Annotated in this window: 23 protein-coding genes; 10 read left to right on the top strand and 13 right to left on the bottom strand. The window is 62.2% G+C overall.

Translation table 11 applies throughout. From position 1 onward, the window contains the following. Positions 1–7: 7 nt before the first annotated feature. The 10 genes from AAGW23_RS09375 to AAGW23_RS09420 form a co-directional block, all read right to left on the bottom strand. A complete protein-coding gene (locus AAGW23_RS09375) occupies positions 8–856 on the bottom strand; it encodes a F0F1 ATP synthase subunit gamma (RefSeq protein ID WP_342406202.1) in 849 nt (282 codons plus the stop codon). After that, entirely contained in the window at positions 853–2,379 is a 1,527-nt protein-coding gene (locus tag AAGW23_RS09380) for a F0F1 ATP synthase subunit alpha (protein ID WP_342406203.1), read from the bottom strand. Before AAGW23_RS09380 ends, AAGW23_RS09375 begins: the two co-directional genes overlap by 4 nt. Beyond that, on the bottom strand, positions 2,372–3,115 hold the full coding sequence (locus AAGW23_RS09385; RefSeq protein ID WP_342406205.1) for a F0F1 ATP synthase subunit delta: 744 nt from the start codon (positions 3,113–3,115) through the stop codon (positions 2,372–2,374). The genes AAGW23_RS09380 and AAGW23_RS09385 overlap by 8 nt, the downstream gene beginning before the upstream one ends. 13 nt (positions 3,116–3,128) lie before the next feature. Continuing rightward, on the bottom strand, positions 3,129–3,368 hold the full coding sequence (locus AAGW23_RS09390; protein ID WP_219807516.1) for a F0F1 ATP synthase subunit C: 240 nt from the start codon (positions 3,366–3,368) through the stop codon (positions 3,129–3,131). 46 nt (positions 3,369–3,414) lie between these two features. After that, complete coding sequence (locus AAGW23_RS09395) at positions 3,415–4,077, bottom strand: F0F1 ATP synthase subunit A (RefSeq protein WP_342406206.1); 663 nt, start codon at positions 4,075–4,077, stop codon at positions 3,415–3,417. Continuing rightward, the gene (locus AAGW23_RS09400) at positions 4,074–4,361 is read right to left on the bottom strand and encodes an ATP synthase subunit I (protein ID WP_342406207.1); all 288 of its coding nucleotides are present in this window, start codon (positions 4,359–4,361) and stop codon (positions 4,074–4,076) included. The genes AAGW23_RS09395 and AAGW23_RS09400 overlap by 4 nt, the downstream gene beginning before the upstream one ends. Beyond that, positions 4,358–4,633, bottom strand: coding sequence for an AtpZ/AtpI family protein (locus tag AAGW23_RS09405; RefSeq protein WP_342406208.1), 276 nt, complete (start codon positions 4,631–4,633; stop codon positions 4,358–4,360). The genes AAGW23_RS09400 and AAGW23_RS09405 overlap by 4 nt, the downstream gene beginning before the upstream one ends. Then, positions 4,617–5,075 carry a F0F1 ATP synthase subunit epsilon gene (locus tag AAGW23_RS09410; RefSeq protein ID WP_342406209.1) on the bottom strand — a complete coding sequence of 153 codons (459 nt, stop codon included), beginning with the start codon at positions 5,073–5,075 and terminating at the stop codon, positions 4,617–4,619. Before AAGW23_RS09410 ends, AAGW23_RS09405 begins: the two co-directional genes overlap by 17 nt. Further along, complete coding sequence (gene atpD / locus AAGW23_RS09415) at positions 5,072–6,487, bottom strand: F0F1 ATP synthase subunit beta (protein WP_342406210.1); 1,416 nt, start codon at positions 6,485–6,487, stop codon at positions 5,072–5,074. The genes AAGW23_RS09410 and atpD overlap by 4 nt, the downstream gene beginning before the upstream one ends. A 139-nt stretch (positions 6,488–6,626) precedes the next feature. Beyond that, positions 6,627–6,944 carry a DUF2288 domain-containing protein gene (locus tag AAGW23_RS09420; protein WP_342406211.1) on the bottom strand — a complete coding sequence of 106 codons (318 nt, stop codon included), beginning with the start codon at positions 6,942–6,944 and terminating at the stop codon, positions 6,627–6,629. A 201-nt stretch (positions 6,945–7,145) separates the two neighbouring features. Here AAGW23_RS09420 and AAGW23_RS09425 point away from each other — a divergent pair, with 201 nt between their 5' ends. The 6 genes from AAGW23_RS09425 to AAGW23_RS09450 all read left to right on the top strand — a co-directional run bounded on the left by AAGW23_RS09425 (position 7,146) and on the right by AAGW23_RS09450 (position 13,722). After that, entirely contained in the window at positions 7,146–8,264 is a 1,119-nt protein-coding gene (locus AAGW23_RS09425) for a branched-chain amino acid ABC transporter substrate-binding protein (RefSeq protein ID WP_342406212.1), read from the top strand. Positions 8,265–8,516: 252 nt separating this feature from the next. Continuing rightward, the gene (gene livH, locus AAGW23_RS09430) at positions 8,517–9,440 is read left to right on the top strand and encodes a high-affinity branched-chain amino acid ABC transporter permease LivH (RefSeq protein WP_045425061.1); all 924 of its coding nucleotides are present in this window, start codon (positions 8,517–8,519) and stop codon (positions 9,438–9,440) included. Then, complete coding sequence (locus AAGW23_RS09435) at positions 9,437–10,693, top strand: high-affinity branched-chain amino acid ABC transporter permease LivM (RefSeq protein WP_342406213.1); 1,257 nt, start codon at positions 9,437–9,439, stop codon at positions 10,691–10,693. The genes livH and AAGW23_RS09435 overlap by 4 nt, the downstream gene beginning before the upstream one ends. Continuing rightward, positions 10,690–11,457 (top strand): high-affinity branched-chain amino acid ABC transporter ATP-binding protein LivG, encoded by a 768-nt coding sequence (gene livG / locus AAGW23_RS09440; protein ID WP_342406215.1) that lies wholly within the window; start codon positions 10,690–10,692, stop codon positions 11,455–11,457. The genes AAGW23_RS09435 and livG overlap by 4 nt, the downstream gene beginning before the upstream one ends. 2 nt (positions 11,458–11,459) lie before the next feature. After that, on the top strand, positions 11,460–12,161 hold the full coding sequence (locus tag AAGW23_RS09445; protein WP_127839892.1) for an ABC transporter ATP-binding protein: 702 nt from the start codon (positions 11,460–11,462) through the stop codon (positions 12,159–12,161). Between the two features lie 205 nt (positions 12,162–12,366). Beyond that, positions 12,367–13,722, top strand: coding sequence for an 8-oxoguanine deaminase (locus AAGW23_RS09450; RefSeq protein ID WP_342406216.1), 1,356 nt, complete (start codon positions 12,367–12,369; stop codon positions 13,720–13,722). Positions 13,723–13,899: 177 nt separating this feature from the next. On the opposite strand, the gene AAGW23_RS09455 is transcribed toward AAGW23_RS09450, so the two are convergent. Both AAGW23_RS09455 and AAGW23_RS09460 read right to left on the bottom strand, forming a co-directional pair. Further along, positions 13,900–14,424, bottom strand: a complete 525-nt coding sequence (locus tag AAGW23_RS09455; protein WP_342406217.1) for a nucleoside 2-deoxyribosyltransferase — start codon at positions 14,422–14,424, stop codon at positions 13,900–13,902. A 25-nt stretch (positions 14,425–14,449) separates the two neighbouring features. Next, positions 14,450–15,541: a calcium:proton antiporter gene (locus tag AAGW23_RS09460; protein WP_342406218.1), complete on the bottom strand. Its 1,092-nt coding sequence runs from the start codon at positions 15,539–15,541 to the stop codon at positions 14,450–14,452. Between the two features lie 464 nt (positions 15,542–16,005). On the opposite strand from AAGW23_RS09460, the gene xdhA reads away from it, so the two are divergent. From xdhA to guaD, 4 genes are all read left to right on the top strand, one after another. Beyond that, positions 16,006–17,445: a xanthine dehydrogenase small subunit gene (gene xdhA / locus AAGW23_RS09465; protein ID WP_342406219.1), complete on the top strand. Its 1,440-nt coding sequence runs from the start codon at positions 16,006–16,008 to the stop codon at positions 17,443–17,445. Further along, positions 17,438–19,828: a xanthine dehydrogenase molybdopterin binding subunit gene (gene xdhB / locus AAGW23_RS09470; RefSeq protein ID WP_342406220.1), complete on the top strand. Its 2,391-nt coding sequence runs from the start codon at positions 17,438–17,440 to the stop codon at positions 19,826–19,828. Before xdhA ends, xdhB begins: the two co-directional genes overlap by 8 nt. Before the next feature lie 93 nt (positions 19,829–19,921). After that, positions 19,922–20,770: a xanthine dehydrogenase accessory protein XdhC gene (gene xdhC / locus AAGW23_RS09475; protein ID WP_342406221.1), complete on the top strand. Its 849-nt coding sequence runs from the start codon at positions 19,922–19,924 to the stop codon at positions 20,768–20,770. Positions 20,771–20,972: 202 nt separating this feature from the next. Beyond that, on the top strand, positions 20,973–22,280 hold the full coding sequence (gene guaD / locus AAGW23_RS09480; RefSeq protein WP_342406222.1) for a guanine deaminase: 1,308 nt from the start codon (positions 20,973–20,975) through the stop codon (positions 22,278–22,280). 194 nt (positions 22,281–22,474) lie between these two features. Here the strand turns inward: guaD and AAGW23_RS09485 are convergent, their stop codons facing one another. Beyond that, a complete protein-coding gene (locus tag AAGW23_RS09485; protein ID WP_342406223.1) occupies positions 22,475–23,347 on the bottom strand; it encodes a metal ABC transporter substrate-binding protein in 873 nt (290 codons plus the stop codon). Positions 23,348–23,356 lie beyond the last annotated feature (9 nt).

Consider the following 23,356-nt stretch of genomic DNA (forward strand, 5'->3'; position numbering starts at 1 on the left):
CAGACACTCAGAACAGGCGCTGCGACGAAAGCTCCATGATTTCATCCGTGATTTCGTCCTGCCGTACGCGACTGAACTGGGCATGCAACTTGTCCTGGCGACGGCTGATATTGTCCTGAGCGGTGATCATCGCGTGCATCCGCGCTTCATTTTCGGCGGCGCACGACAGCATCAGCGCTTCGCACAGCTCGGCATAGACGTATTCTTCAGCCAACTGCAACACCAGCTGACCGCGTTCGAGATGCGTCCGTGGCACCCCCTCGCTTGACTCGACCGGGAAGCGCGAGTAATCGAACGGCAGCAGTGGACGCGTGACGATCGCCTGTTTTCCGGTCTGCCGGGGCATGCCGTGCACCAGCGAAACGCGAGTCACCCGCTTCGGGTCGAATCGACTGTAGAGCGCCTCGGCGATGCGCCCCGCGAGCGCCTGGGCCTCATCCGGATGGACCGCCATGGGCGCCGACCAGACCGTTTTCAGCCCGCGATCGGCGGCACTGACCTGACCACGCGCCCCCACCACCAGCAAGTCCCCCGGCAAGCGCTGCAGGCCATCGGCCGCGGCGTCGATCAGGCGGTCGTTGAAGGTACCAACAAAGCCCTGTTCGGCACAGAGCACCAGCAACAGATGAGCCTGCGCCCCGTTTTGCGGCGTAGCAGGCCGATCAAGCTCATCGAGAAGCCCAAGCCCTTTACCGATCGCCTCGCCCAGCGTACTGGCGTAGGCCCGAACACCCGTCAAGCGCTGTTGTGCCTCGTGCGAGCGGGCTGCCGCAATCCCGCGCATGGCGCCAATCACGCCGGCCAGCTCATGGGTGGTTTCAAGATGCTGGGCCAACTCCCCGAGGCGACTGCTCACGTCGCGGTACTCGCCAGCTCGCGACACAAGGCCGCGACTTCAGCTATCAGCGTGGCGCGCTGATCATCGTTCAGCTGACCACTGCGCTCGACCTCCTGGGATAACGCAGTAGCCCGCGCATCCAGCCAGGATGGAAGACGCGCGCGCAGGGACTTAAACAGGGCGACCGGCTGAGCATCGAAAACTCCGTCGGACAACGCCGCGAGCAGGGCCACCTGATCAATAAGGCGCAAGGCGGCAAACCGTGGCTGGGCAAACAGCGCCCGGCTGCGCTCGCCGCGCTGTAACTGCGCCTTTACCCGGTTGTCGCTGAGCCCGCCGAACCGGGTGAACAACTCCAGCTCGAGGAACTGGGAGTACTCCAGGCGTACCCGTCCTGCCGCGTCGCGCAGGATCCGTGCCTGCGCCTTGCCGCCGACCCGGCTGACGGACAGCCCGACGTCGACCGCAGGCAGTTGGTTGGCGGCAGCAAGGTGGCTGTCCAGAACGATCTGGCCATCGGTGATGGAGATGAGGTTGGTCGGTATGTAGGCCGACAGGTTGCCCGCCTCGGTCTGCGCAATCGGCAAAGCGGTCAGCGAGCCGCCACCGAGCTCTGCCGACAACTTGGCTGCTCGCTCCAGCAGTCGTGCGTGCAGGTAGAAGATGTCCCCCGGGTAGGCTTCGCGGCCCGGCGCCTCGTGGGTCAGCAAGGCCAACTCGCGATGGGTCGCGGCATGTTTGCTGAGGTCGTCGAGCACGATCAATGCATGCTGGCCGCGGTCGCGAAAGTACTCGGCGATGCTGAAACCGGCGAAGGGGGCGGACCACTGCATGCCGGGCGAGGCGGATGCCGACGCGACCACGAACACGCAACGCTCCGCCGCGCCGTGCTCACGCACGGCCTCGATCACCTGCTGCACTGCGCTGGCGCGCTGGCCAACAGCCACATAGACGCAGATCAGTTCGGTGTGTTTCTGGTTGACGATGGCATCGATGGCCAGCGAGGTTTTGCCCGTGGCGCGGTCGCCGATGATCAGTTCGCGCTGGCCGCGGCCTATCGCAAACAGCGCATCGACGATCAGCACGCCGGTCTCCACCGGTTCGCGCACATGGTCGCGATCAATGATGGCGGGCGCCGGCCGTTCAATGGGCAGCCACTGCCGAGCTTCGATCGGCTCGTCTCGGTCCAGCGGCCGCCCCAGCGGGTCCACCACACGGCCCAGCAGTTCGGGGCCAACCGGCACCTGAAGTACCTCGCCGGTACCATAGACACGCGACCCGGCGGCAATGGTGCCGGCTTCGTCAAGCAACACGACACCGATACGCTCGGCGTCGAGCGTCAGGACGAAACCGAAACCGGCGCCGTCAAAGCGCAGCAATTCATTAAGGCGCGCGCCGGGCAGCCCTGAAACCTGCGCGATACCGTCACCCACCTGTTCGACCCGGCCCACTTCCCCGACCTCGGCGCCGAGCCGGACGCGGTCAAGGACTGCACGGCTTCGTGCGAGCCAGTCGTCAGCGTTGTATTCATGGCTAGGCATGTTCGGCGTCCAGCAGCTGGTCCTTCAAACGGTCCAGATCGGCACGAAAACTGTTGCGCACCACCACCGCACCTCCGGTCAGCTCCAGCCCAGCGACCAGCGAGGCATCGACCAAGACGTCCAGCGTCACCGGCTGGTCCAGTGCGGTGGCAAGCGCCTGTTGGATTTGGGCGACCTCGGCTTCATAAAGTGGGCGCGGCGCATGCAGCTCAAATCGCGGTGCCGACTGGCGAAGACCGTCGCGAAGGTTCTCCGGCAGTCGCGCCAACTCGGCCACCAGCCCTTCGACAAAGCCGCTGACCTGAGCATCCGCCGGCAAGCGCGCCAGCAATTTTCCGGCGATATCGAGCGCCAGCCGCGCGGCATCCGCCTCAACCCGTCGACGTGACGCGCGCTGGTCGTCCTGCAGCGCCTGCATCGCCTTTTCACGACTGTCCGCAGCGCACGCTTGGGCCTCGCGCAACAGTTTGGTGCGCATGGCGTCAGCCTCCTGTTGTACAGCCTCAAGCGCCGCCGCACGCGTCTGCGCCACCTGTTCATTCGCCGCCTGGGCACTGGCATCAAGCGCTTGCGCATTGGCCTTCGCCGCAGCGGCCTGATCGAGCAGCTCGGCTGCCACACGCTGCCGTTCGGCGATGATCTGCGAAATCGGCTTGAACAGGAAACGCGACAGCAGCCACATCAATACCAGGACGTTGATCAGCTGCAGGCCGAGGGTCCACCAATCGAGCTTCATCGGGTCGCCACGCTCACTGAATGAACGGGTTGGCGAACAGCACCAGCACCGCGATGACCAGGCAATAGATGGCCATGGTTTCGATCATCGCCAAGCCGACAAACAACGTTCTCGATAGCGTACCGGCAGATTCTGGCTGACGGGCGATGGCGTCCATGGCCGCCGCCACTGCCCTCCCCTCCGCCAGCGCCGGCCCGATCGCACCGAACGAAACGGCGATTGCCGCGGCGATGATGCTGACGATTTCGATCATGTTGTCCAATGTGCACCTCCAATAAGAATGCAGTTGAGCGGGGCATTTACCGTGCAACGGCAGCGCCGATGAAAACCATTGCCAAGACGCTGAAGATATAGGCCTGAATGGCGCCGGTGAGCAGATCCAATGCCATGAACGGAATCGGCACCAGCAGACCGGCCAACGACAAGGCGATGCCAACAACGAACACGCCACTCATGATGTTGCCGAACAGCCTCACGATCAGCGAAAAGGTACGTGTCAGCTGCTCGATGATATTCAGCGGAATCATTACCCAGCTCGGTTCGGCAAAGGTGCGCAGGTAGCCGCCCATGCCCTTGACTGCGATACCGTAGCCAATGCTGGCTGCCAGCACGACCAGTGCCAGGGCTGTGTCCGTCTCCAGCACTGCGGTGGGTGGGTCGACGCCGGGTATCAGCGATGACCAGTTGGCGGCCAGGATGAAGATGAACAGGCTGCCAATCAGCGCCCGGTATCGCTCCGGACTGCTCTGCATGGTGTCGCGAATCTGCCCGTCGAGGGTCTCGACCAGCAACTCAAGCAGGCTCTGCATCGCAGTGGGGCGAAGAGACAGGCGCTTGGTCAGCAGCCAGCTGCCGGTGGCCAGCAACAACATCAGCAGCCAGGTCACCGCCACAGCCATGCTGACCCGCATCGGCCCGAGCTCGAACAGCAGTGCACTCTCCAGCGGGGATGACGGACTCATGGACGCTTACTCCAAGACAGATGCAGTGCCCGCTGCCGGGCCAGCACCACCCCGACGCCACCGGCGACCACCGCCCATGCGCCGAGGCGCGCCAGAACGACCAGCACTGCCACCGTGGCGGCCAGGCGCGTCAGCTGCAGCAACAGCGCAACTCCGGCGCGCCCCGAGAGAAACAGGCGCACGTTCAGCTCCAGCAGGCGGAAGTGCACAGCACCGGCCAAGGCGCCGCCCAGCAGACCACAGCCGATGTGCCAGAGCACTGTGAAAAGCGGCAAGCCGGTCATTGGCGGTGCATCCAGCGCCAGGCGGACCATAAACCAAGCGCCGCGCCCAAGCAGAGCAGTGCTGCAGCAAAGGTCACGCCAGTGCCCAACAGGCGGTCGAGCCAGCGACCGATGAACAGCCCCAACAACAGCGGAAGCACGATGGCCCAACCCAGCACGCCAATCTGACCCAGGCGCCTTGCCAGGGATGGTTCCGGATCCCGCTCGGCCTGCTCGGCGCGCTCAAGTGCCCGCCGAGCCGCTTCGCGCAAATCCTCACGCTGGTCTTTCATGCTGTTCTCCCAGGGGATCGAAGGCTGGCTCGATGCCCTGTGTCGGGCGCAGATAGCGCACCAGCTGCCGCACCGCCTGGGTGTGCAAGCGGACGTGCTCCACGCGCGCCTGGCGCCCGCTCTCGACCTGCGTTTGCTGCGCCCGGTGCACGCCCGCTTCAAGCTTTTCGAGCCGAGTGTCGACGATGCCGTCTCGACAGGCGACACGCAGGACCTGCCGACAGAGACTGAGCACGCCACCCTGGACGGCGCAGAACCCCTGCTCGCCACTGACACGCTGCCAACGCAGCACAGTCGGCTGCAGCACGGTAAGAAAGTCCTCGTGGCCGGCCAGCAGACCAAAGCATCCACTGGCATCCTCGCCGCGAAACGAGACCACGTCATCCAGCTCCAGCAGCAGCTGCTGTGGCGTGCTGATCTGCAGACGCAAACAACGGGTCACGGTTTGCTCCCCGCGCCAAGACGCTTTTCCTTGGCCCTGGCCTGCTCCAAGGTCCCGACCATATAAAGCGAACTCTCCTGCCAATGGTCGCACTCACCGGCCAGGATCGCCCGACACCCCGATAACGTATCGTCCAGGCTGACCGAGCAGCCAGGCATGCCGGTAAAGGCTTCGGTCACGGCAAAGGGTTGCGTCAGGAAGCGCTGCAGGCGCCGCGCCCGGCTGACGATTAGCCGGTCATCTACACCCAACTCCTCGACGCCAAGCAGCGAAATTACGTCCTGCAGGCTGCGATAGTGCTCGATGCTGCGGCGTACCTCGATCGCGGTATCGACGTGCGCCTGACCGACGACGAGCGGATCGAGCATGATCGAAGACGAGGCGATTGGGTCCACGGCGGGGTACATGCCCTGGGCGGCCATGCTGCGCGAGAGAACGACCATGCTATCCATGTGCGCCGCCAGCGCGGTCACGGCGGGATCGGTGAAATCATCGGCAGGCACATACACCGCTTCGATGGCCGTCACCGCCACCCCGTTCACCGACACGATGCGCTCCTGCAGCGCCGCCACCTCATCGGCCAGGGTTGGTTGATAACCCACCCGCGACGGCAGACGCCCGAGCAACCCTGACACCTCGGCGCCGGCCTGCACGAAGCGAAACACATTGTCCATCAGCAGCAGAACGTTCTGCTGGCGCTCGTCGCGGAAGTATTCGGCGATGCTCAGCGCCGTCAGCGGAACACGCCAGCGCGCACCGGGTGGTTCGCTCATCTGCCCGTAAACCAACACCGTCTGGTCAAGCACCCCGGAATCGCGCATGTCCTGTAGCAGCTCGTGGCCTTCTCGGGAGCGTTCGCCGACGCCAGCGAATACCGAAATGCCCTGGTAGCGCTCCGCCATAGCATGGATCAGCTCCATCACCAGAACAGTCTTGCCGACGCCGGCGCCGCCGAACATCGCCGCTTTGCCCCCCTGTACCAGTGGTGTCAGCAGGTCGATGACCTTGATGCCGGTGGCAAACAGTTCGCGGCCGACGCTTTGGGCTGCGAGCGGAGGCGGCGTGCGCAGGATTGGCCGACGGGGGATATCGTCCGGCAGAGCTTCTCCCTTGTCACCGGGCCGCCCGCTGACGTCAAGCAAGCGCCCCAATACGGCTTCACCCACCGGCACACTGAGCGGACCACCGCGCGACAGGACCCTGCCACCTCGCGGCAGCCCGGCGGTAGCGCCCAGAGCAATGCAGCGTACCGTGCGCTCGCTGAGGTGCGCCTGCACCTCGACCAACAGGGGCTCAGCGTCGTCCCGCATGACATCGAGCGCGTCGCCAATCGCGGGCAAGCCCGTGGTGAACACCACGTCGACGACCGCTCCGCGCACTGTGCTGATCCGACCCTCGAACGACGCCGTCACATCGGTATCTCCGCTGCCATGCCTGTAACGGATGATTGCCAAGCCCGCGGGCAACCGCAACCACTCTACGCGCTGAGTGCCTGCCCCACCTGCCTGCCCATTGGCTTTCCGGCGCCCTGTTTCGGTGCAGAGCGATGGATCAGTGTCGGGACGGTCGCACGGTTCGCTCCTGAACCAGCACCCACGGCGCTACCACCACGGCCCATAACTGAGGATCGCGAGCCAGCCAGTCACGTGCCTGGCTTTCATCCAGCTTACCTAGCCGGCCATTCGCCAGCCACTTGGCTACCTTGTCGCGGTCGTCCTGAGTGACGGCCTGCGCCGCTTCGATCAGATCGGCCTCGCCGGCGACTCGCAGGAGCGCGCCACGCGCGAAGAACGGCTCGAGTTCCTGCGAGGTAATCGAAGCGGTTTCGCCCAGTAGCTTGGCATAGAGAGTGCTTGAATCTTCGCTCATGAGACCCGCCCGTTGCCTTAAAGGGCGCAATGATAGCGCTCGGGTAAATCTCATCAACCGGATGGAAATCCTGACTGTGCAAACAGGTGCTGACGCTTCTACACTGTGCCGGTACAGTTGCCGTACCGTTTGGGGACGTTAAGCCCTTAACGACACTGCAGCCCGCAGGATCCAAACAATAATGATGCAAGTGGAGCACATATGAAGACCAAGCAGCGTCTTTCGAAACTATTCATGGCTATCGCTTTGACGGGTGCAGCGAGCTACACGCTGGCCGCCGACAACATCAAGATCGGCCTGGCCGGTCCGGTTACCGGGGCCGTCGCGCAGTACGGGGACATGCAGTTCATCGGTGCCCAGATGGCCATCGAGCAGATCAACAAGGAAGGGGGCGTCAACGGTCAGCAGCTTGAAGGTATCGTTTATGACGACGCATGCGACCCCAAACAGGCGGTAGCGGTTGCCAACAAGATTGTTAACGACGAGATCAGCTTCGTTGTAGGTCACCTCTGCTCCAGCTCCACCCAGCCGGCGTCCGATATTTACGAGGACGAAGGCATTCTGATGATTACCGCAGCGTCGACCAGCCCGGACATCACCTCTCGTGGCTATGAGCTGATCTTCCGCACCATCGGTCTGGACAGCCTGCAGGGCCCGACCGCCGGTAACTTCATCGCCGATACCGTCAAGCCGAAGAATGTGGCAGTCATCCATGACAAGCAGCAGTACGGCGAAGGGATCGCGACCGCAGTCAAGGAAACCCTGGAGAAAAAAGGCGTCAAGGTTGGCCTGTTCGAAGGCATCAACGCAGGCGACAAGGACTTCTCCTCGATGATTTCCAAGCTCAAGCAGGAGAACGTCGATTTCGTCTACTACGGCGGCTATCACCCGGAACTGGGCCTGCTGCTGCGTCAAGCCAAGGAGAAAGGCCTGAATGTTCGCTTCATGGGCCCAGAAGGCGTAGGCAACAAGGAAATTTCCGCCATTGCCGGCCCAGCTTCCGAAGGCCTGCTGGTCACCCTGCCGAAGTCGTTCGATCAGGATCCGCGCAACCAGAAGCTGGTCGACGCATTCAAGGCGAAGCAGCAGGACCCGAGTGGCCCGTTCGTGTTCCCGGCCTACGCCGCTGTTCAAGTCATTGCCGAGGGTATCGAGAAAGCCGGCAGCACCGACACCGCCAAGGTGGCCGAAGCCCTGCGCAGCAATACCTTCGACACGCCGACCGGCAACCTCTCCTTCGACGAGAAGGGTGACCTGAAAGACTTCAACTTTGTGGTTTACGAATGGCACCAGGACGGCACCAAGACCGAAGCCAAGTGAACCTATAACCAACCGACCCAGAGCCCACGGCATCCGCCGTGGGCTTTGTTTTAGCTGATCGGAGCCAACCCGGCCACAAGCACGGGACGCCCAGCAACACTTTCAACCAAGCGAGTGGCCTGTAGAACTGGCCCGCCTCGACGGGTAGGTGCGTGATCCGCACCGAGCCCACGGCGCTGCATTCTCCCTGCAGCGTTTCGAAGCAGGTCCGCATTGGCGGCGAGCACGGCTGCGGGTGTTCAGGAGAACGTAATGCCTGAGCTTTACCACTACTTCCAACAGCTGATCAACGGCCTGACCGTTGGCAGCACCTATGCCTTGATAGCCATCGGTTACACGATGGTCTACGGCATCATCGGCATGATCAACTTCGCCCACGGCGAGGTGTACATGATCGGGTCGTATGTCACCTTTATCGCCATCGTCGGGCTGACCATGATGGGGCTTGATTCGCTGCCGATCCTTATGATCGGCGCGTTCGCAGCCGCCATGATCGTCACCAGCGCCTATGGTTACAGCATCGAGCGGGTCGCCTATCGACCGCTACGCGGCAGCAACCGACTGATCCCGTTGATCTCCGCGATCGGCATGTCGATCTTCCTGCAGAACGTCGTCCTGCTTTCCCAGGACTCCAAGGACAAGGCGATTCCCAACCTGATGCCTGGCAACTTCATCTTTGGTGAAAGCGCCATGAACGGGGTGGTGATTTCCTACATGCAGGTGTTGATCTTTGTCGTCACCATCATTGCCATGATGGGTCTGACGCTGTTCATCTCCCGCTCTCGCCTGGGCCGCGCCTGCCGTGCCTGCGCCGAAGATCTGAAGATGGCCAACCTGCTCGGCATCAACACCAACAGCATCATCGCCCTGACTTTCGTCATCGGCGCTGCGCTGGCGGCCGTTGCTGCCGTGTTGATCAGCATGCAATACGGCGTGATCAACCCGCACATCGGCTTCCTGGCCGGGATCAAGGCGTTTACCGCTGCGGTTCTTGGCGGCATTGGCAGCATCCCGGGCGCCATGCTCGGCGGCCTGGTATTGGGTGTCGCTGAAGCGTTCGGCGCCGATATTTTCGGTGATCAATACAAGGATGTGGTCGCGTTCAGCCTGCTGGTACTGGTGCTGCTGTTCCGTCCGACCGGCATTCTCGGCCGTCCGGAGGTTGAAAAGGTATGACTCGCAATCTGCGCACCGCCTTTTTCAGCGCATTGCTGGTATTCGCTGTAGCGGTACCGGTCTTCGGCCTGAAACTCACCACCGTCGGCATCCGCCTCGAAGTCCATGGCAGCGACGCGACGACATTCTGGATCATCGCGGCCTGCGCCGTGGCCATGTTCGTCTGGCAGCTGTTCCGTCACCATGCGGCGGCCGGCTGGGCGGCGACCCCTAACCTGCCGAGAGTACCGGCCGGTGCGGGCAACTTTTTGACCCTGCCCTCGACCCAGCGCTACATCATCATCGGCCTGATTCTCCTGGCGCTGGTGTGGCCATTCTTCGGGTCGCGCGGCGCGGTGGATATCGCCACGCTGATCCTGATCTACGTAATGCTCGGCCTTGGCCTGAACATCGTGGTCGGTCTGGCTGGCTTGTTGGATCTTGGCTACGTCGGTTTCTATGCCGTTGGCGCTTACACCTATGCCCTGCTCTCGCATTACTACGGGATCGGATTCTGGGTCGCATTGCCAATTGCCGGCGCCATGGCTGCGCTGTTCGGTTTTCTGCTGGGCTTCCCGGTGCTGCGTCTGCGCGGGGATTACCTGGCGATCGTAACCTTGGGCTTCGGTGAGATCATCCGCCTGTTGCTGCGCAACATGACCGATCTCACCGGTGGCCCGAACGGTATCAGCGGCATCGAGAAACCGACACTGTTCGGCCTCTCGTTCGACCGTCGTGCCGCAGAGGGCATGCAGACGTTCCACGAGTTCTTCGGCTTTGAATACCAGTCGATCAACAAAGTGATTTTCCTCTATCTGATTGCCGTGCTGCTGGTATTGCTGACCCTGTTCGTCATCAATCGCCTGCTGCGCATGCCAATCGGCCGCGCCTGGGAAGCCTTGCGTGAAGACGAGATCGCCTGCCGCGCGTTGGGCATGAACCCCACCGTGATCAAGCTTTCAGCCTTCACCTTGGGTGCGACCTTTGCCGGTTTCGCCGGCAGCTTTTTCGCGGCGCGCCAGGGCTTGGTATCCCCGGAATCGTTCACCTTTATCGAATCGGCCATCATCCTCGCCATCGTCGTGCTGGGCGGCATGGGCTCACAGTTGGGGGTGATTCTTGCCGCCATTGTGATGATCCTGCTGCCTGAACTGATGCGTGAGTTCAGCGAGTACCGCATGCTGATGTTCGGCGCCTTGATGGTGCTGATGATGATCTGGCGTCCGCAGGGCCTACTGCCCATGCAACGCCCCCACATGGAGCTGAAGCGATGAGCCGCCCGATTCTCGAAGTAAGCGGCCTGACCATGCGCTTCGGCGGCCTTTTGGCTGTCAACGGGGTTGGCCTGACCGTACATGACAAACAAGTGGTTTCGATGATCGGCCCCAACGGCGCTGGCAAGACCACGGTATTCAACTGCCTGACCGGCTTCTACCAGCCCACCGACGGCAAGATCCTGCTCGACGGCGAAGCGATCCAGGGTTTGCCCGGCCACAAGATCGCCCGTAAGGGCGTGGTACGGACCTTTCAGAACGTTCGCCTGTTCAAGGATATGACCGCCATCGAAAACCTGTTGGTCGCCCAACACCGGCACCTCAACACGGGCTTTCTGTCCGGCCTGTTGAAGACCAAGGCGTTTCGTAAGAGTGAGCGCGAGGCGATGGATTTCGCCGCGCACTGGCTCGATCAGGTCAACCTGACCGACATTGCCAACCGCCCAGCCGGAACCCTTGCCTACGGCCAGCAGCGGCGTCTGGAGATCGCGCGTTGCATGATGACGCGTCCGCGCATCCTCATGCTCGACGAGCCGGCCGCCGGTCTGAACCCGAAGGAAACCGAAGACCTCAAAGCGCTGATCGGCATGCTGCGTGACCAGCACAACGTGACGGTTCTGCTCATCGAGCATGACATGAAGCTGGTCATGAGCATCTCCGACCATATCGTGGTAATCAACCAGGGCTGTCCGCTGGCGGACGGCACGCCGGAGCAGATTCGTGACAATCCGGACGTGATCAAAGCCTATCTGGGAGAGGCGTAACCATGCTGTATTTCGAAAACGTCTCGACCTTTTACGGCAAGATCCAGGCGCTGCATAACGTCAATGTCGAGGTCCGCAAGGGTGAGATCGTGACCCTGATCGGTGCCAACGGCGCGGGCAAATCGACCCTGCTGATGACGCTTTGCGGTACGCCCATGGCATCCGAAGGCAGCATCCGCTTCGAGGGCGAGGAACTGGTCGGCAAGCAGACCTTCGACATCATGCGCAAGGACATTGCCGTGGTGCCTGAAGGGCGCCGCATTTTTGCTCGTCTGACGGTCGAGGAAAATCTGGCCATGGGCGGGTTCTTCACCAACAAGGCGGATTTCCAGGAGCAGCTGGACAAGGTGTTGTTGCTGTTCCCGCGACTGAAGGAGCGTTTCCAGCAGCGTGGCGGCACCATGTCCGGCGGTGAACAACAGATGCTCGCCATTGCCCGTGCATTGATGAGCAAGCCCAAGTTGTTGCTGCTCGACGAGCCGTCGTTGGGATTGGCGCCAATCATCATTCAGCAGATCTTCGACATCATCGAACAGCTGCGCGAGGATGGCGTAACCATCTTCCTGGTCGAACAAAACGCCAATCAGGCGCTCAAGTTGGCCGACCGGGCCTACGTGCTGGAGAACGGTCACATCGTCATGCAGGGAAGCGGTGAAGAGCTGCTGGTCAACCCCAAGGTTCGCGACGCCTACCTGGGCGGCTGAATCGAGGCAAGCGAAGGAGCCGGGCATTTGCCCGGCTTTTTCATGCCCACACGCAGGGGATGACAAACGAGGACCGGGCCTTTATCGTGCTCTGCGTTCCGTGTTTCCCGACACCCATCTGGGCGTCCCGACGAGACCCCTGGATCAGCAGACAGGGCATAACTGAGCTGGCTCATTTCTGAACTCAACTCAGGAGAAGCCGGCCATGCCTGCCAGCCGTATCTGGATCAAGAACCCCCTCGCCCTCTACACCGCCAACGATCAGAAAGCCCCCGGCGGGCTGGTGATCGAGCATGGCGTGATTGTTGAATTGCTCGACGCCGGGCAATCGCCCTCGACGCCTGTCGACAGCACCTTCGATGCCCGTGAACACGTTGTGTTGCCAGGGCTGATCAACACGCACCACCACTTCTATCAGACCCTCACGCGAGCCTGGGGCCCGGTGGTCAATCAACCGCTATTTCCATGGCTGAAGACCCTGTACCCGGTCTGGGCACGCCTGACGCCGGATCGTCTGGCGCTCGCCAGCAAGGTCGCGCTGGCCGAACTGCTGCTGTCCGGCTGTACCACCGCAGCGGACCACCACTATCTGTTCCCGGATGGCCTGGAGAACGCCATCGATGTGCAGATCGACGTCGTTCGCGAACTGGGCATGCGCGCCATGCTGACCCGCGGTTCCATGAGCCTGGGTGAAGCCGATGGCGGGCTTCCGCCGCAGCACACCGTGCAAACGGCCGAAGCCATCCTCGCGGACAGCGAACGGCTGATCGGCCGCTATCACGAGCGCGGCGCAGGCGCGCAAATCCAGATCGGCCTCGCGCCCTGCTCGCCGTTTTCGGTTACCCCGGAAATCATGCGCGCCAGCGCCGCACTGGCTGAACACCACGACGTGCGCCTGCACACTCACTTGGCTGAAACCCTGGACGAAGAAGAGTTCTGCCTGCAGCGCTTCGGCCTGCGCACCGTGGATTATCTGGATAGCGTTGGCTGGCTGTCCGATCGCACCTGGCTGGCACACGGGATTCACTTCAACGACGAGGAAATCGCCCGCCTCGGTGCCGCGGGCACCGGCATTTGCCATTGCCCATGCTCCAACATGCGACTGGCTTCCGGCATTTGCCCAACCGTGGCGCTGGAAGCGGCAGGCGCGCCCATCGGGCTTGGCGTGGACGGTTCGGCCTCCAACGACGCCTCGAACATGATCCTTGAAGCCAGGCAGGCGCTATACATCCAGCGCCTGCGCTACGGTGCAGAAGAGATCACACCTGAGCGGGCCCTGGGTTGGGCCACGCGTGGTTCGGCACGGCTGCTGGGGCGGCACGACGTGGGTGAATTGGCGGTGGGCAAGCAGGCCGATCTGGCCCTGTTCAAGCTCGACGAGCTGCGTTTCTCCGGCAGCCACGACCCGATCTCCGCGTTGTTGCTGTGCGGCGCTGACCGGGCCGACCGGGTGATGGTGGGTGGCCAGTGGCGTGTGGTCGACGGGCAGATCGAAGGCCTCGACGTGGCCGGACTGATCGCCAACCACAGCCAGGCAGCGCGCGAGCTGATCGCGGGCTAGCGTCCGACACCGAGGTTTCGCTCAAGGGTGGCGTATGGTCGGCGGTCTAAGACGTTCGCCAGCGGCAGGACTGAACACCAGGCTTCTCAGCCCTGCAATACGCCGCTCTTGAGCGAATATACGCCAGCCAAAAGCCATCTACCGGGTCAGGTGTAGCGGCCAGTGTGGCCAGCCGCGCTAGGCATGCGGCGCAGGGCGCAGCGCGTCGGCCATGCATTGCAGAGCCTCACGCGGCCCGCCGCAAATCAGCGTAGCGGGCACAGCCAGCATGAGGTTCACGGGCAGGTCGAATGCTTCCAGTTGCAGCCCGTCGCAATCGAGACCGGGCACGCCACAAAGCTGAGGATGCTGACGCTCTAGGCGCTCGGCATAACTGCCCTCCCCCTCCAGATAGCCATAGGTCGGCTTACCCTTGGCCGCGGCGTAACCGACCTCAAAACTGGTGCCGCTGTCTGGCTCGCCACCGCGAAAGAAGTTCAGATCGGCAAGCACCGCATCAGCCTGGTCGAGCAATTCCAGATTGGCCCGGTAGATCCAGGCCGCCTGCTCATGCAGCGCCTCAATCGCGTTTGGCACCTGCTTATCCAGCGGGTACAAGCCGATGAAGCCAAACTCGGCACACAAGGCTTTGAGCTGTTCACCCTGTTCGAGGGCGTCAGGGCGAAAAACACCGGGGCCAGCGAGGTAGATGCGCAACGTCATTGAGGTTCCATCCTGGTGAGCGGGGTCACAGCCCGATCAGCGAAAGCATAATGAAGGTGGCGAAGAGCACGAAGTGAGTCATGCCCTCAATCGCATTGGTTTCGCCGTCGTTCAGGTTGATAGCCGCGACGATGATGGTGATCAGCACCATGGTTGTCTGCACTGGCGTCATCGCCATCTGGAATGGCTGGCCACTATACAGCGCCAAGGCCTCCATGATCGGGACCGTCAGAATCACCGTGGACAGCGAGGCGCCAAGCGCAATGTTGACCACGGCCTGCATACGGTTGGCCAAGGCGGCGCGCAAGGCGGTCAGAATTTCCGGCGCGGCCGCGATGGCGGCCACCAACAGAGCAGCGAGAATCGGCGGGGCGCCAGTACCGGCCAGGCTCACCTTCATGGTCTGCGACATCACCTCGGCCAGCGCGCCTATGATCACCACCCCCACGCCCAGCATGGCGATTGATGCTCCAACGCTGCCGCTCGCCACTGCACTGGCCGAATGCTCGTTGCGCCGCCGCTTTTCCGGGTAGCTATAGCTGAAGAAGTAACTGTGTGCACCCACCTGCATCCGCAGAAACACAGCGTACAGCAGCAGCATCGCGCCAATGGTAAAGGCCGAGTACAGACGCCAGTCTTCCTGCGGAATGAACTCAGGAACGACCATCGAGACGCCCATCGCGGTGAGGATCATCACGCTGTAGGTCCGCGCGGAATCGTCGTTGTAGGGTTGCTCGCCGTGCCGCAGCCCGCCCATCAGCGCAGCCAGCCCGAGAATGCCATTGAGGTCGAGCATTACCGCTGCGTAGATGGTGTCACGCACCAGGGTCGGTGATGGCTCGTGCGACATCATGATGCCGAGGATGACGACCTCCACCAGCACGGCCGAAAGCGTGAGAATCATGGTGCCGTAGGGGTCGCCGACCTTTTCGGCAAGCACTTCGGCATGGTGAGCGACGCGTACCGAGGCCAACACGATGACCAGTACAAGCACCGCCGTGCTGATCATCGCAACGGACCGACCGCCGTGCAGAAGACTCTCTTCGAACACGTACGCGAGCAGCGCGACCAGCAGCGCGACGATGAGATAGGTCTCGTCTTTGAATCTCTGCAACATTTTGTAATTCCATTGGGGCCTGAAGCTCCGACGCACCAAGCCCTGGCAAATATCCCCACCCATGCGCCTTACCGGATCGGCGGCGACCAATACAGCTTATAAAAGGCGGCCAGATACTCAGGCAGCCTCGGTAGTTGTCCCTTTGGTCAGCTTTTTGCATTCAATTTGGTGATGGTTGAACCTGAAGGCGTATGCGGCGTTAGGGTGGGGCCGTCGCAGCAGCCCATCGCATAGCTCTCCCAGCTGCGCCGGAATCCCACGCCTGTCGTCGCAATCAGCAGGAGCAGCCAGCCTGAGCCACACTCTAGGCATGCTCGGCCCGCCTTTGTGGCGGCAATCGGGGTCAGTCAGCAGCGGTCCATCGGACGTATTGACTTTTGAGTCAGTAATTTCTTGACCGAAAAGTCAGATAACGCTAATTTCCACCGCCAGAGCCCAGAACAAAAACGCCCCGGAGGCCCGCCTTGATCCAGTTTCTTCTCAATCGAGAACTGCGCCGTGAGCAGACACTCGATCCGAATACCACCGTGTTGGAATACTTGCGCGAATACCGCGGTAAGTCCGGCACCAAAGAAGGCTGCGCTTCCGGAGACTGCGGTGCCTGCACCGTTGCGGTTGGCGAGCTGGACGGTGACCGCCTGCGCTACCGCACACTCAACTCCTGCCTGACCTTCGTCTCCGCGCTGCACGGCAAGCAGCTGATCACCGTCGAAGACCTAAAGCATCAGGGGCAGCTGCACAGCGTCCAACAAGCCATGGTCGACTGCCACGGTTCGCAATGCGGTTTCTGCACGCCAGGCTTCGTCATGAGCCTGTTCGCCCTGCAGAAATCAGCGGACGGTTTCGACAAAGCCGACACCCATGAAGCGCTGGCCGGCAACCTCTGCCGCTGCACCGGCTACCGTCCGATTCTGGAGGCCGCCGAGCAAGCCTGCTGCGGCAAGCAGCCGGACCAGTTCGATGCGCGCGAGGCCGAGACCATCGCCCAGCTAAAAGCCATCGAACCCCGCGAAACCGCCGAACTGAACAGCGGCGACAAGCGCTGCCTGTCGCCACTGACCGTGGGTGATCTGGCGGACATCTACAGCGCCAACCCGGACGCCCGCCTGCTCGCGGGTGGCACCGACCTCGCCCTTGAAGTCACCCAGTTCCACCGCGAGCTGCCGGTGATGATTTACGTCGGCCACATCGCCGAGATGAAGAAAGTCGAGGTCACCGACAAGGGCATCGAGATCGGCGCAGCCACACCGCTGACCGATTGCTATGAAGTGCTGGCAGAGGAATACCCGGACTTCGGCGAGCTGCTGCACCGCTTCGCCTCCTTGCAGATCCGCAACCAGGGCACGCTGGGCGGCAACATCGGTAACGCCTCGCCCATCGGCGATTCGCCGCCCCTGCTGATCGCATTGGGTGCGCAAGTAGTGCTGCGCAAAGGCAACAACAGCCGCACCCTGCTGCTGCAGGATTACTTCATCGACTACAAGGTCACCGCTCGCGAGCAAGGTGAATTCATCGAGAAGATCATCGTCCCGCGCGCCCAGCCGAATCGGGTGTTCCGCGCCTACAAGGTCTCTAAGCGTCTGGACGACGACATCTCCGCCGTCTGCGCCGCGTTTGATCTAAAGCTCGAGAACGGAATCATCGAAGATGCCCGCATTGCCTTCGGCGGTATGGCGGCCATCCCGAAACGCGCTGTTGCGTGTGAACGCGCACTGATCGGCGCGCCGTTCACCGCCGAGACCATCGAGCGGGCCTGTGAAGCGCTGGAACAGGACTTCACGCCACTGACCGACTTCCGCGCTAGCCGCGAATACCGCCTGCTGGTCGCACAGAACCTGTTGCGCAAATGCTTCCACGAACAACAAGCGCCGGCGTACGAGACGAGGGTCACTTCCTATGCATAAGCCAACCAAAACCCAGGAAGAAATCGCCGCCCTGTTCAAGCAGGATCTGGTCACCGGCGTCGGCCGCAGCGTCAAGCATGACAGCGCGCCCAAGCATGTCACTGGCGAGGCGGTGTATGTCGACGACCGCCTGGAATTCCCCAATCAGCTGCACGTTTATGCCCGCATGAGCGACCGTGCCCATGCCCGCATCGTGCGCATCGACACGGCCCCTTGCTACCAGGTGCCAGGCGTCGCCATCGCCATTACGGCCCAGGACGTTCCGGGTCAGCTGGACATTGGCGCCGTCATGCCTGGTGACCCGTTGTTGGCCGACGGCAAGGTCGAATATGTCGGCCAGCCGGTGATCGCCGTCGCCGCCGACAGCCTGGAAACCGCGCGCAAAGCGGCCATGGCCGCGATCATCGAATACGAAGATCTGGAGCCGGTGATCGACGTGGTCGATGCCTTGCGCAAGAAGCACTTCGTGCTCGACAGCCACACCCACAAGCGTGGCGATTCGACCAGCGCACTGGCCAGTGCACCGCGTCGCCTGCAGGGCAACTTGCACATCGGCGGGCAGGAACATTTCTACCTGGAGACTCAGGTCTCTTCGGTGATGCCCACTGAGGACGGCGGCATGATCGTCTACACCTCGACGCAGAACCCCACCGAGGTGCAGAAGCTGGTGTCCGAGGTGCTCGGCGTCTCGATGAACAAGATCGTCATCGACATGCGGCGCATGGGCGGCGGCTTCGGCGGCAAGGAAACCCAGGCCGCCGGCCCGGCGTGCATGTGCGCCGTGATCGCGCACCTTACTGGCCGGCCGACCAAGATGCGTCTGCCCCGCATGGAAGACATGACCATGACCGGCAAGCGCCACCCTTTCTATGTCGAGTACGACGTCGGCTTCGATGACGAAGGCCTGCTGCACGGCATCGAGATCGACCTGGCCGGCAACTGCGGCTACTCACCGGACCTATCCGGCTCGATTGTCGACCGGGCCATGTTTCACTCGGACAATGCCTATTACCTGGGCGACGCCACCATCAATGGCCATCGCTGCAAGACCAACCTGGCATCGAACACCGCGTACCGCGGCTTCGGCGGTCCGCAAGGCATGGTCGCCATCGAGGAGATCATGGACACCGTCGCGCGCGAGCTCGGCAAGGACCCGCTGGACGTGCGCAAGCGCAACTACTACGGCAAGACCGAGCGCAACGTCACGCCCTATTACCAGACCGTCGAGCACAACATGCTCGAGGAGATGACCGCCGAACTGGAGGGCAGCAGCGAGTACGCCAAACGCCGCGAAGAAATCCGCGCGTTCAATGCCCAGAGCCCGATTCTGAAGAAAGGCTTGGCGCTGACGCCGGTCAAGTTCGGCATCAGCTTTACCGCCAGCTTCCTCAACCAGGGCGGCGCGCTGGTGCACGTCTACACCGACGGCAGCATCCACCTGAACCACGGCGGCACCGAGATGGGCCAAGGCCTGAACACCAAGGTCGCACAAGTCGTGGCCGAGGTGTTCCAGGTCGATATCGACCGCATCCAGATCACTGCCACCAATACCGACAAGGTGCCGAACACCTCGCCTACCGCCGCCTCCAGCGGCACCGACCTGAACGGCAAAGCGGCGCAGAATGCCGCGCAAACCATCAAGCAACGCCTGATCGAGTTTGCCGCCCGGCACTTCAAGGTCACCGAAGAGGATGTCGAGTTCAAGAACGGTCAGGTGCGCATTCGCGATCAGTACGTGTCGTTCGACGAGCTGATCCAGCAGGCCTACTTCGGCCAGGTTTCGCTGTCGTCCACCGGGTTCTACCGCACGCCGAAAATCTACTACGACCGCAGCCAGGCACGCGGGCGGCCGTTTTACTACTTCGCCTACGGTGCAGCGTGTTCGGAAGTGATCGTCGATACCCTGACCGGCGAGTACAAGATGCTGCGCAGCGACATCCTGCATGACGTCGGCGCCTCGCTGAACCCGGCCATCGACATTGGCCAGGTCGAAGGCGGCTTCGTCCAGGGCATGGGTTGGCTGACCATGGAAGAGTTGGTGTGGAACGACAAGGGCAAGCTGATGACCAGCGGCCCGGCGAGCTACAAAGTGCCAGCCGTGGCGGACATGCCGCTGGATCTGCGGGTCAAGCTGGTGGAGAACCGCAAGAACCCCGAGGATACCGTGTTCCATTCCAAGGCTGTCGGTGAGCCACCGTTCATGCTCGGGATTTCGGTCTGGTGTGCGATCAAGGATGCCGTCGCCAGCCTTTCGGACTACAAGGCCCAACCGAAGATCGACGCGCCTGCGACGCCCGAGCGGGTGCTGTGGGGTGTGGAACAGATGCGAAAGTTGAAGCAGGCGACTGTCGCGGTCGCGACAACGGAAACCACACCGGCCTGACGTAAGGTGGTCAACGCTGTGCGTGTCCACCGTCAACCCAACATGATCGTTTAGGTGGCGCCGCTTTGCGGAGCCACCTGGGAAGGACAGACCATGAGCAATACCGCCTGGATAGAAGCACTCGCCGACCTGCAGCAACAGGGCGAACCCTGCGTGCTGGTCACCATCATCGAGGAGCGCGGCTCGACGCCGCGCAATGCCGGCTCGAAGATGGTGATCAGCCGCGAGCGCCTGTACGACACCATTGGCGGCGGTCACCTGGAATACAAGGCACAGGCGATTGCGCGGGAGATGCTCGAAAACCGCGTGCGTGATACGCGGCTGGAACGCTTTTCCCTGGGCGCGAGCCTCGGCCAGTGCTGTGGCGGCGCCACCGTGCTGCTGTTCGAACCCATGGGCCAACCGCAGGCACATATCGCGGTGTTCGGTGCCGGCCACGTCGGCCGTGCACTGGTGCCGCTACTTGCCAGTCTGCCGTGCAAGGTGCGCTGGATCGATTCGCGCGAAAGCGAATTCCCGGCCCATATTCCTGCGGGCGTGGAGCAAGTGGTCAACGACGAGGTGGTCGACGAAGTGGCCGAGATGCCCGCCGGCAGCTACTTCATCGTCATGACTCACAACCATCAACTCGATCTGGAACTCACCGCAGCCATCCTCGAACGTAACGATTTTACCTACTACGGGCTGATCGGCTCGAAGAGCAAGCGCGCCAAGTTCGAACACCGCCTGCGCGACCGTGGCTTCCAGCCCGACACCGTGCAACGGATGCGCTGCCCGATGGGTATCGCCGAAGTGAAGGGCAAGCTGCCGGTGGAGATTGCCGTGTCCATCGCGGGCGAAGTAATCGCCACCTACAACGCCAACTTCGGTGAAAAGACCGTCGACGGTGAAAAGCCGGTGCCCATGCTTGTCCCCGCATCGCGCCGCTCGCAGGCGGGTTGAACTGCATCAAGGCATCAGCTCGCGGCGCGCGGCGGTGCTGGAGGTGCTGGAGGTGCTGGAGGTGCGAGCTTGCTCGCGAATGGACTGAAGCTAAAGCTTCGTCGGCAACTGGCTCCTATGAATAGAGAATAGAACCCAAGCCGCTGGAATCACTCGTTGATTCCGGACCGGAACACTTACACCACGATTTTCGAGACTCACCATGCCCCAAGCCAAAGCCTACCGTGCCGCCCTGCTCCACTGCCTCGCCGACCCGCGCGAAGTGGGCATCGAGCAATCTCACGAGTATTTCGAAGACGGCCTGCTGGTTGTCGAGGATGGAAAGATTGCTCAGATCGGCAATGCCGCTGACCTGCTTCCAACCCTGAAAGCCGGCACCGAGGTGGTCGAATACCCCGACGCGCTGATCACTCCTGGTTTCATCGACACCCACATTCATTACCCGCAGGTCGGCGTCATCGGTTCCTACGGCGCGCAATTGCTCGACTGGCTGGAAACCTACACGTTCCCGAATGAAGGCCGCTTCAGCGACATGGCGCACGCGCGCGAGCAAGCCGACCTGTTTCTTGGCGAACTGCTGCGCAATGGCACCACCACGGCACTGGTGTTCGGCACCGTGCACAAGCAATCGGTGGATGCCTTTTTCGAGGCGGCGGAAAAACTCAACCTGCGGATGATCGCGGGCAAAGTGTTGATGGACCGCAATGCGCCGGACTTCCTCACCGACACCGCCGAATCCGGTTATGCCGACAGCAAAGCGTTGATCGAGCGCTGGCACGGCAAGGGCCGCCTGCATTACGCCGTGACCCCGCGCTTCGCACCGACCAGCACACCAGAACAATTGACGCTGGCCGGCCAGCTGTTTGCCGAATACCCCGATCTGTACATGCACACGCACATTTCCGAGAACAAGCAGGAAGTGGCGTGGGTCAAGGAGCTGTTCCCCGAGCGCAAGGGTTATCTGGACGTCTATGACCATTACGGTCTGATCGGCGCGCGCTCGGTTTTCGCCCACGGCATCCACCTGTGCGATGACGAATGCAAACGCCTCGGCGAAACCGGCTCGGCCGTGGCCTTCTGCCCCACATCGAACCTCTTCCTCGGCAGCGGCCTGTTCGACCTGGCGAAGGTGGAAGGCTTCGGCGTGCGCGTCGGGCTGGGCACCGATGTCGGTGGCGGCACCAGCTTCTCGCAACTGCAAAGCCTTAACGAGGCTTATAAGGTGCTGCAGCTGCAGGGCCAGAAACTCGATGCGTTCAAGGCGCTGTACCTCGCCACGCTCGGCGGGGCAAGGGCGCTGTACCTGGACGACAAGATCGGCAACCTGCAGCCCGGCAAAGATGCCGACTTCGTGGTGCTCGATTACAAGGCGACACCGCTGATCGACTACCGCCTGAGCCAGGCGACCACATTGCAGGAAAAGCTTTTCGCCCTGATGACGCTCGGCGACGACCGCGCGGTGAAAGAAACCTACGCCGCCGGGGTTTCGGTACACCGAAAGGCATCGTGAACGGTAGATCACTGACGCGATGATCGGTCGTCTCGCCAGTAATCCGCAATGCGAGCTCTAACGCGTGGATCGATGAAGCGTGATCCACCCTACGGTCGAAGCGGCATCGGCCGCTCTTAGGGTGGATGTCGCTCTCTACATCCACCGCCACGTCGGCACCGAGTTCGATCAACGCGTGGACCGCATGATCCACCCTACCGTTTCAGCGCCGCCATCAGCGTGTCGAGGTTGTGCTCGAACATGCCGAGATAGGTGCTGGCCGGCCCTTCGCTGGCCAACGCATCGGAATACAGCGTTCCGCCAACCGTGGCGCCGGCTTCTTCGGCGATTTGCTCAATCAGGCGCGGGTCACGGATGTTCTCGACGAACACCGCTCGTACACCTTCGCGGCGAAGTTGACGGATCAACCCAGCCACCTCGGCTGCCGAAGGTTCGTCGTGGGTGGAAAGTCCCTGCGGCGCGATGAACGCCAGCTGCCACGCCTGGCCTAGATAGCCGAACGCATCGTGACTGGTGACGACCTTGCGCTGACTGGCCGGCAAGCTCGCGATCTGCGCATCGGCCCTCTTCAGCAAGGCATGCAGCCGGCCCAGGTAGGCGTCACGTCGCGCTTCATAGCCTTCACGATGATCCGGGTCGAGTTGCACGAACGCCTTGGTGATGTTGCGCACGTAGATCTCGACGTTGGTCAGGCTTTGCCACGCATGCGGGTCCGGCACTTGTTCGCCGTCTTCCTCCAGCATCAACGGAACGACGCCGGCACTGGCGTTGATGCGCTTACCGGCCGGCTCGCTGCTGGCCAGCAGGCTTTCCAGCCAGGGTTCGAAACCCAGGCCGTTGGCGACGATCAGGTCGGCCCGCAGCAGCGCTTTGGCATCGTCAGGGCTTGGGTCGTAAACATGCGCATCGGCGTCCGCATCGACCAGATTGGTCACTTGAATCCGGTCGCCACCGACGTGTTGGACGAGGTCCGCAAGAATGCTGAAGCTGGTGACGACATCAAGCTTCTCCTCGGCGTGCAATGAAAGCGGCAGCCACAGCGTGAACACAAACATCAGGTATCGCATGGTGAAACC

The sequence above is a fragment of the Stutzerimonas chloritidismutans genome, from assembly GCF_038562055.1.
Taxonomy (GTDB): Bacteria; Pseudomonadota; Gammaproteobacteria; order Pseudomonadales; family Pseudomonadaceae; genus Stutzerimonas; species Stutzerimonas chloritidismutans_A.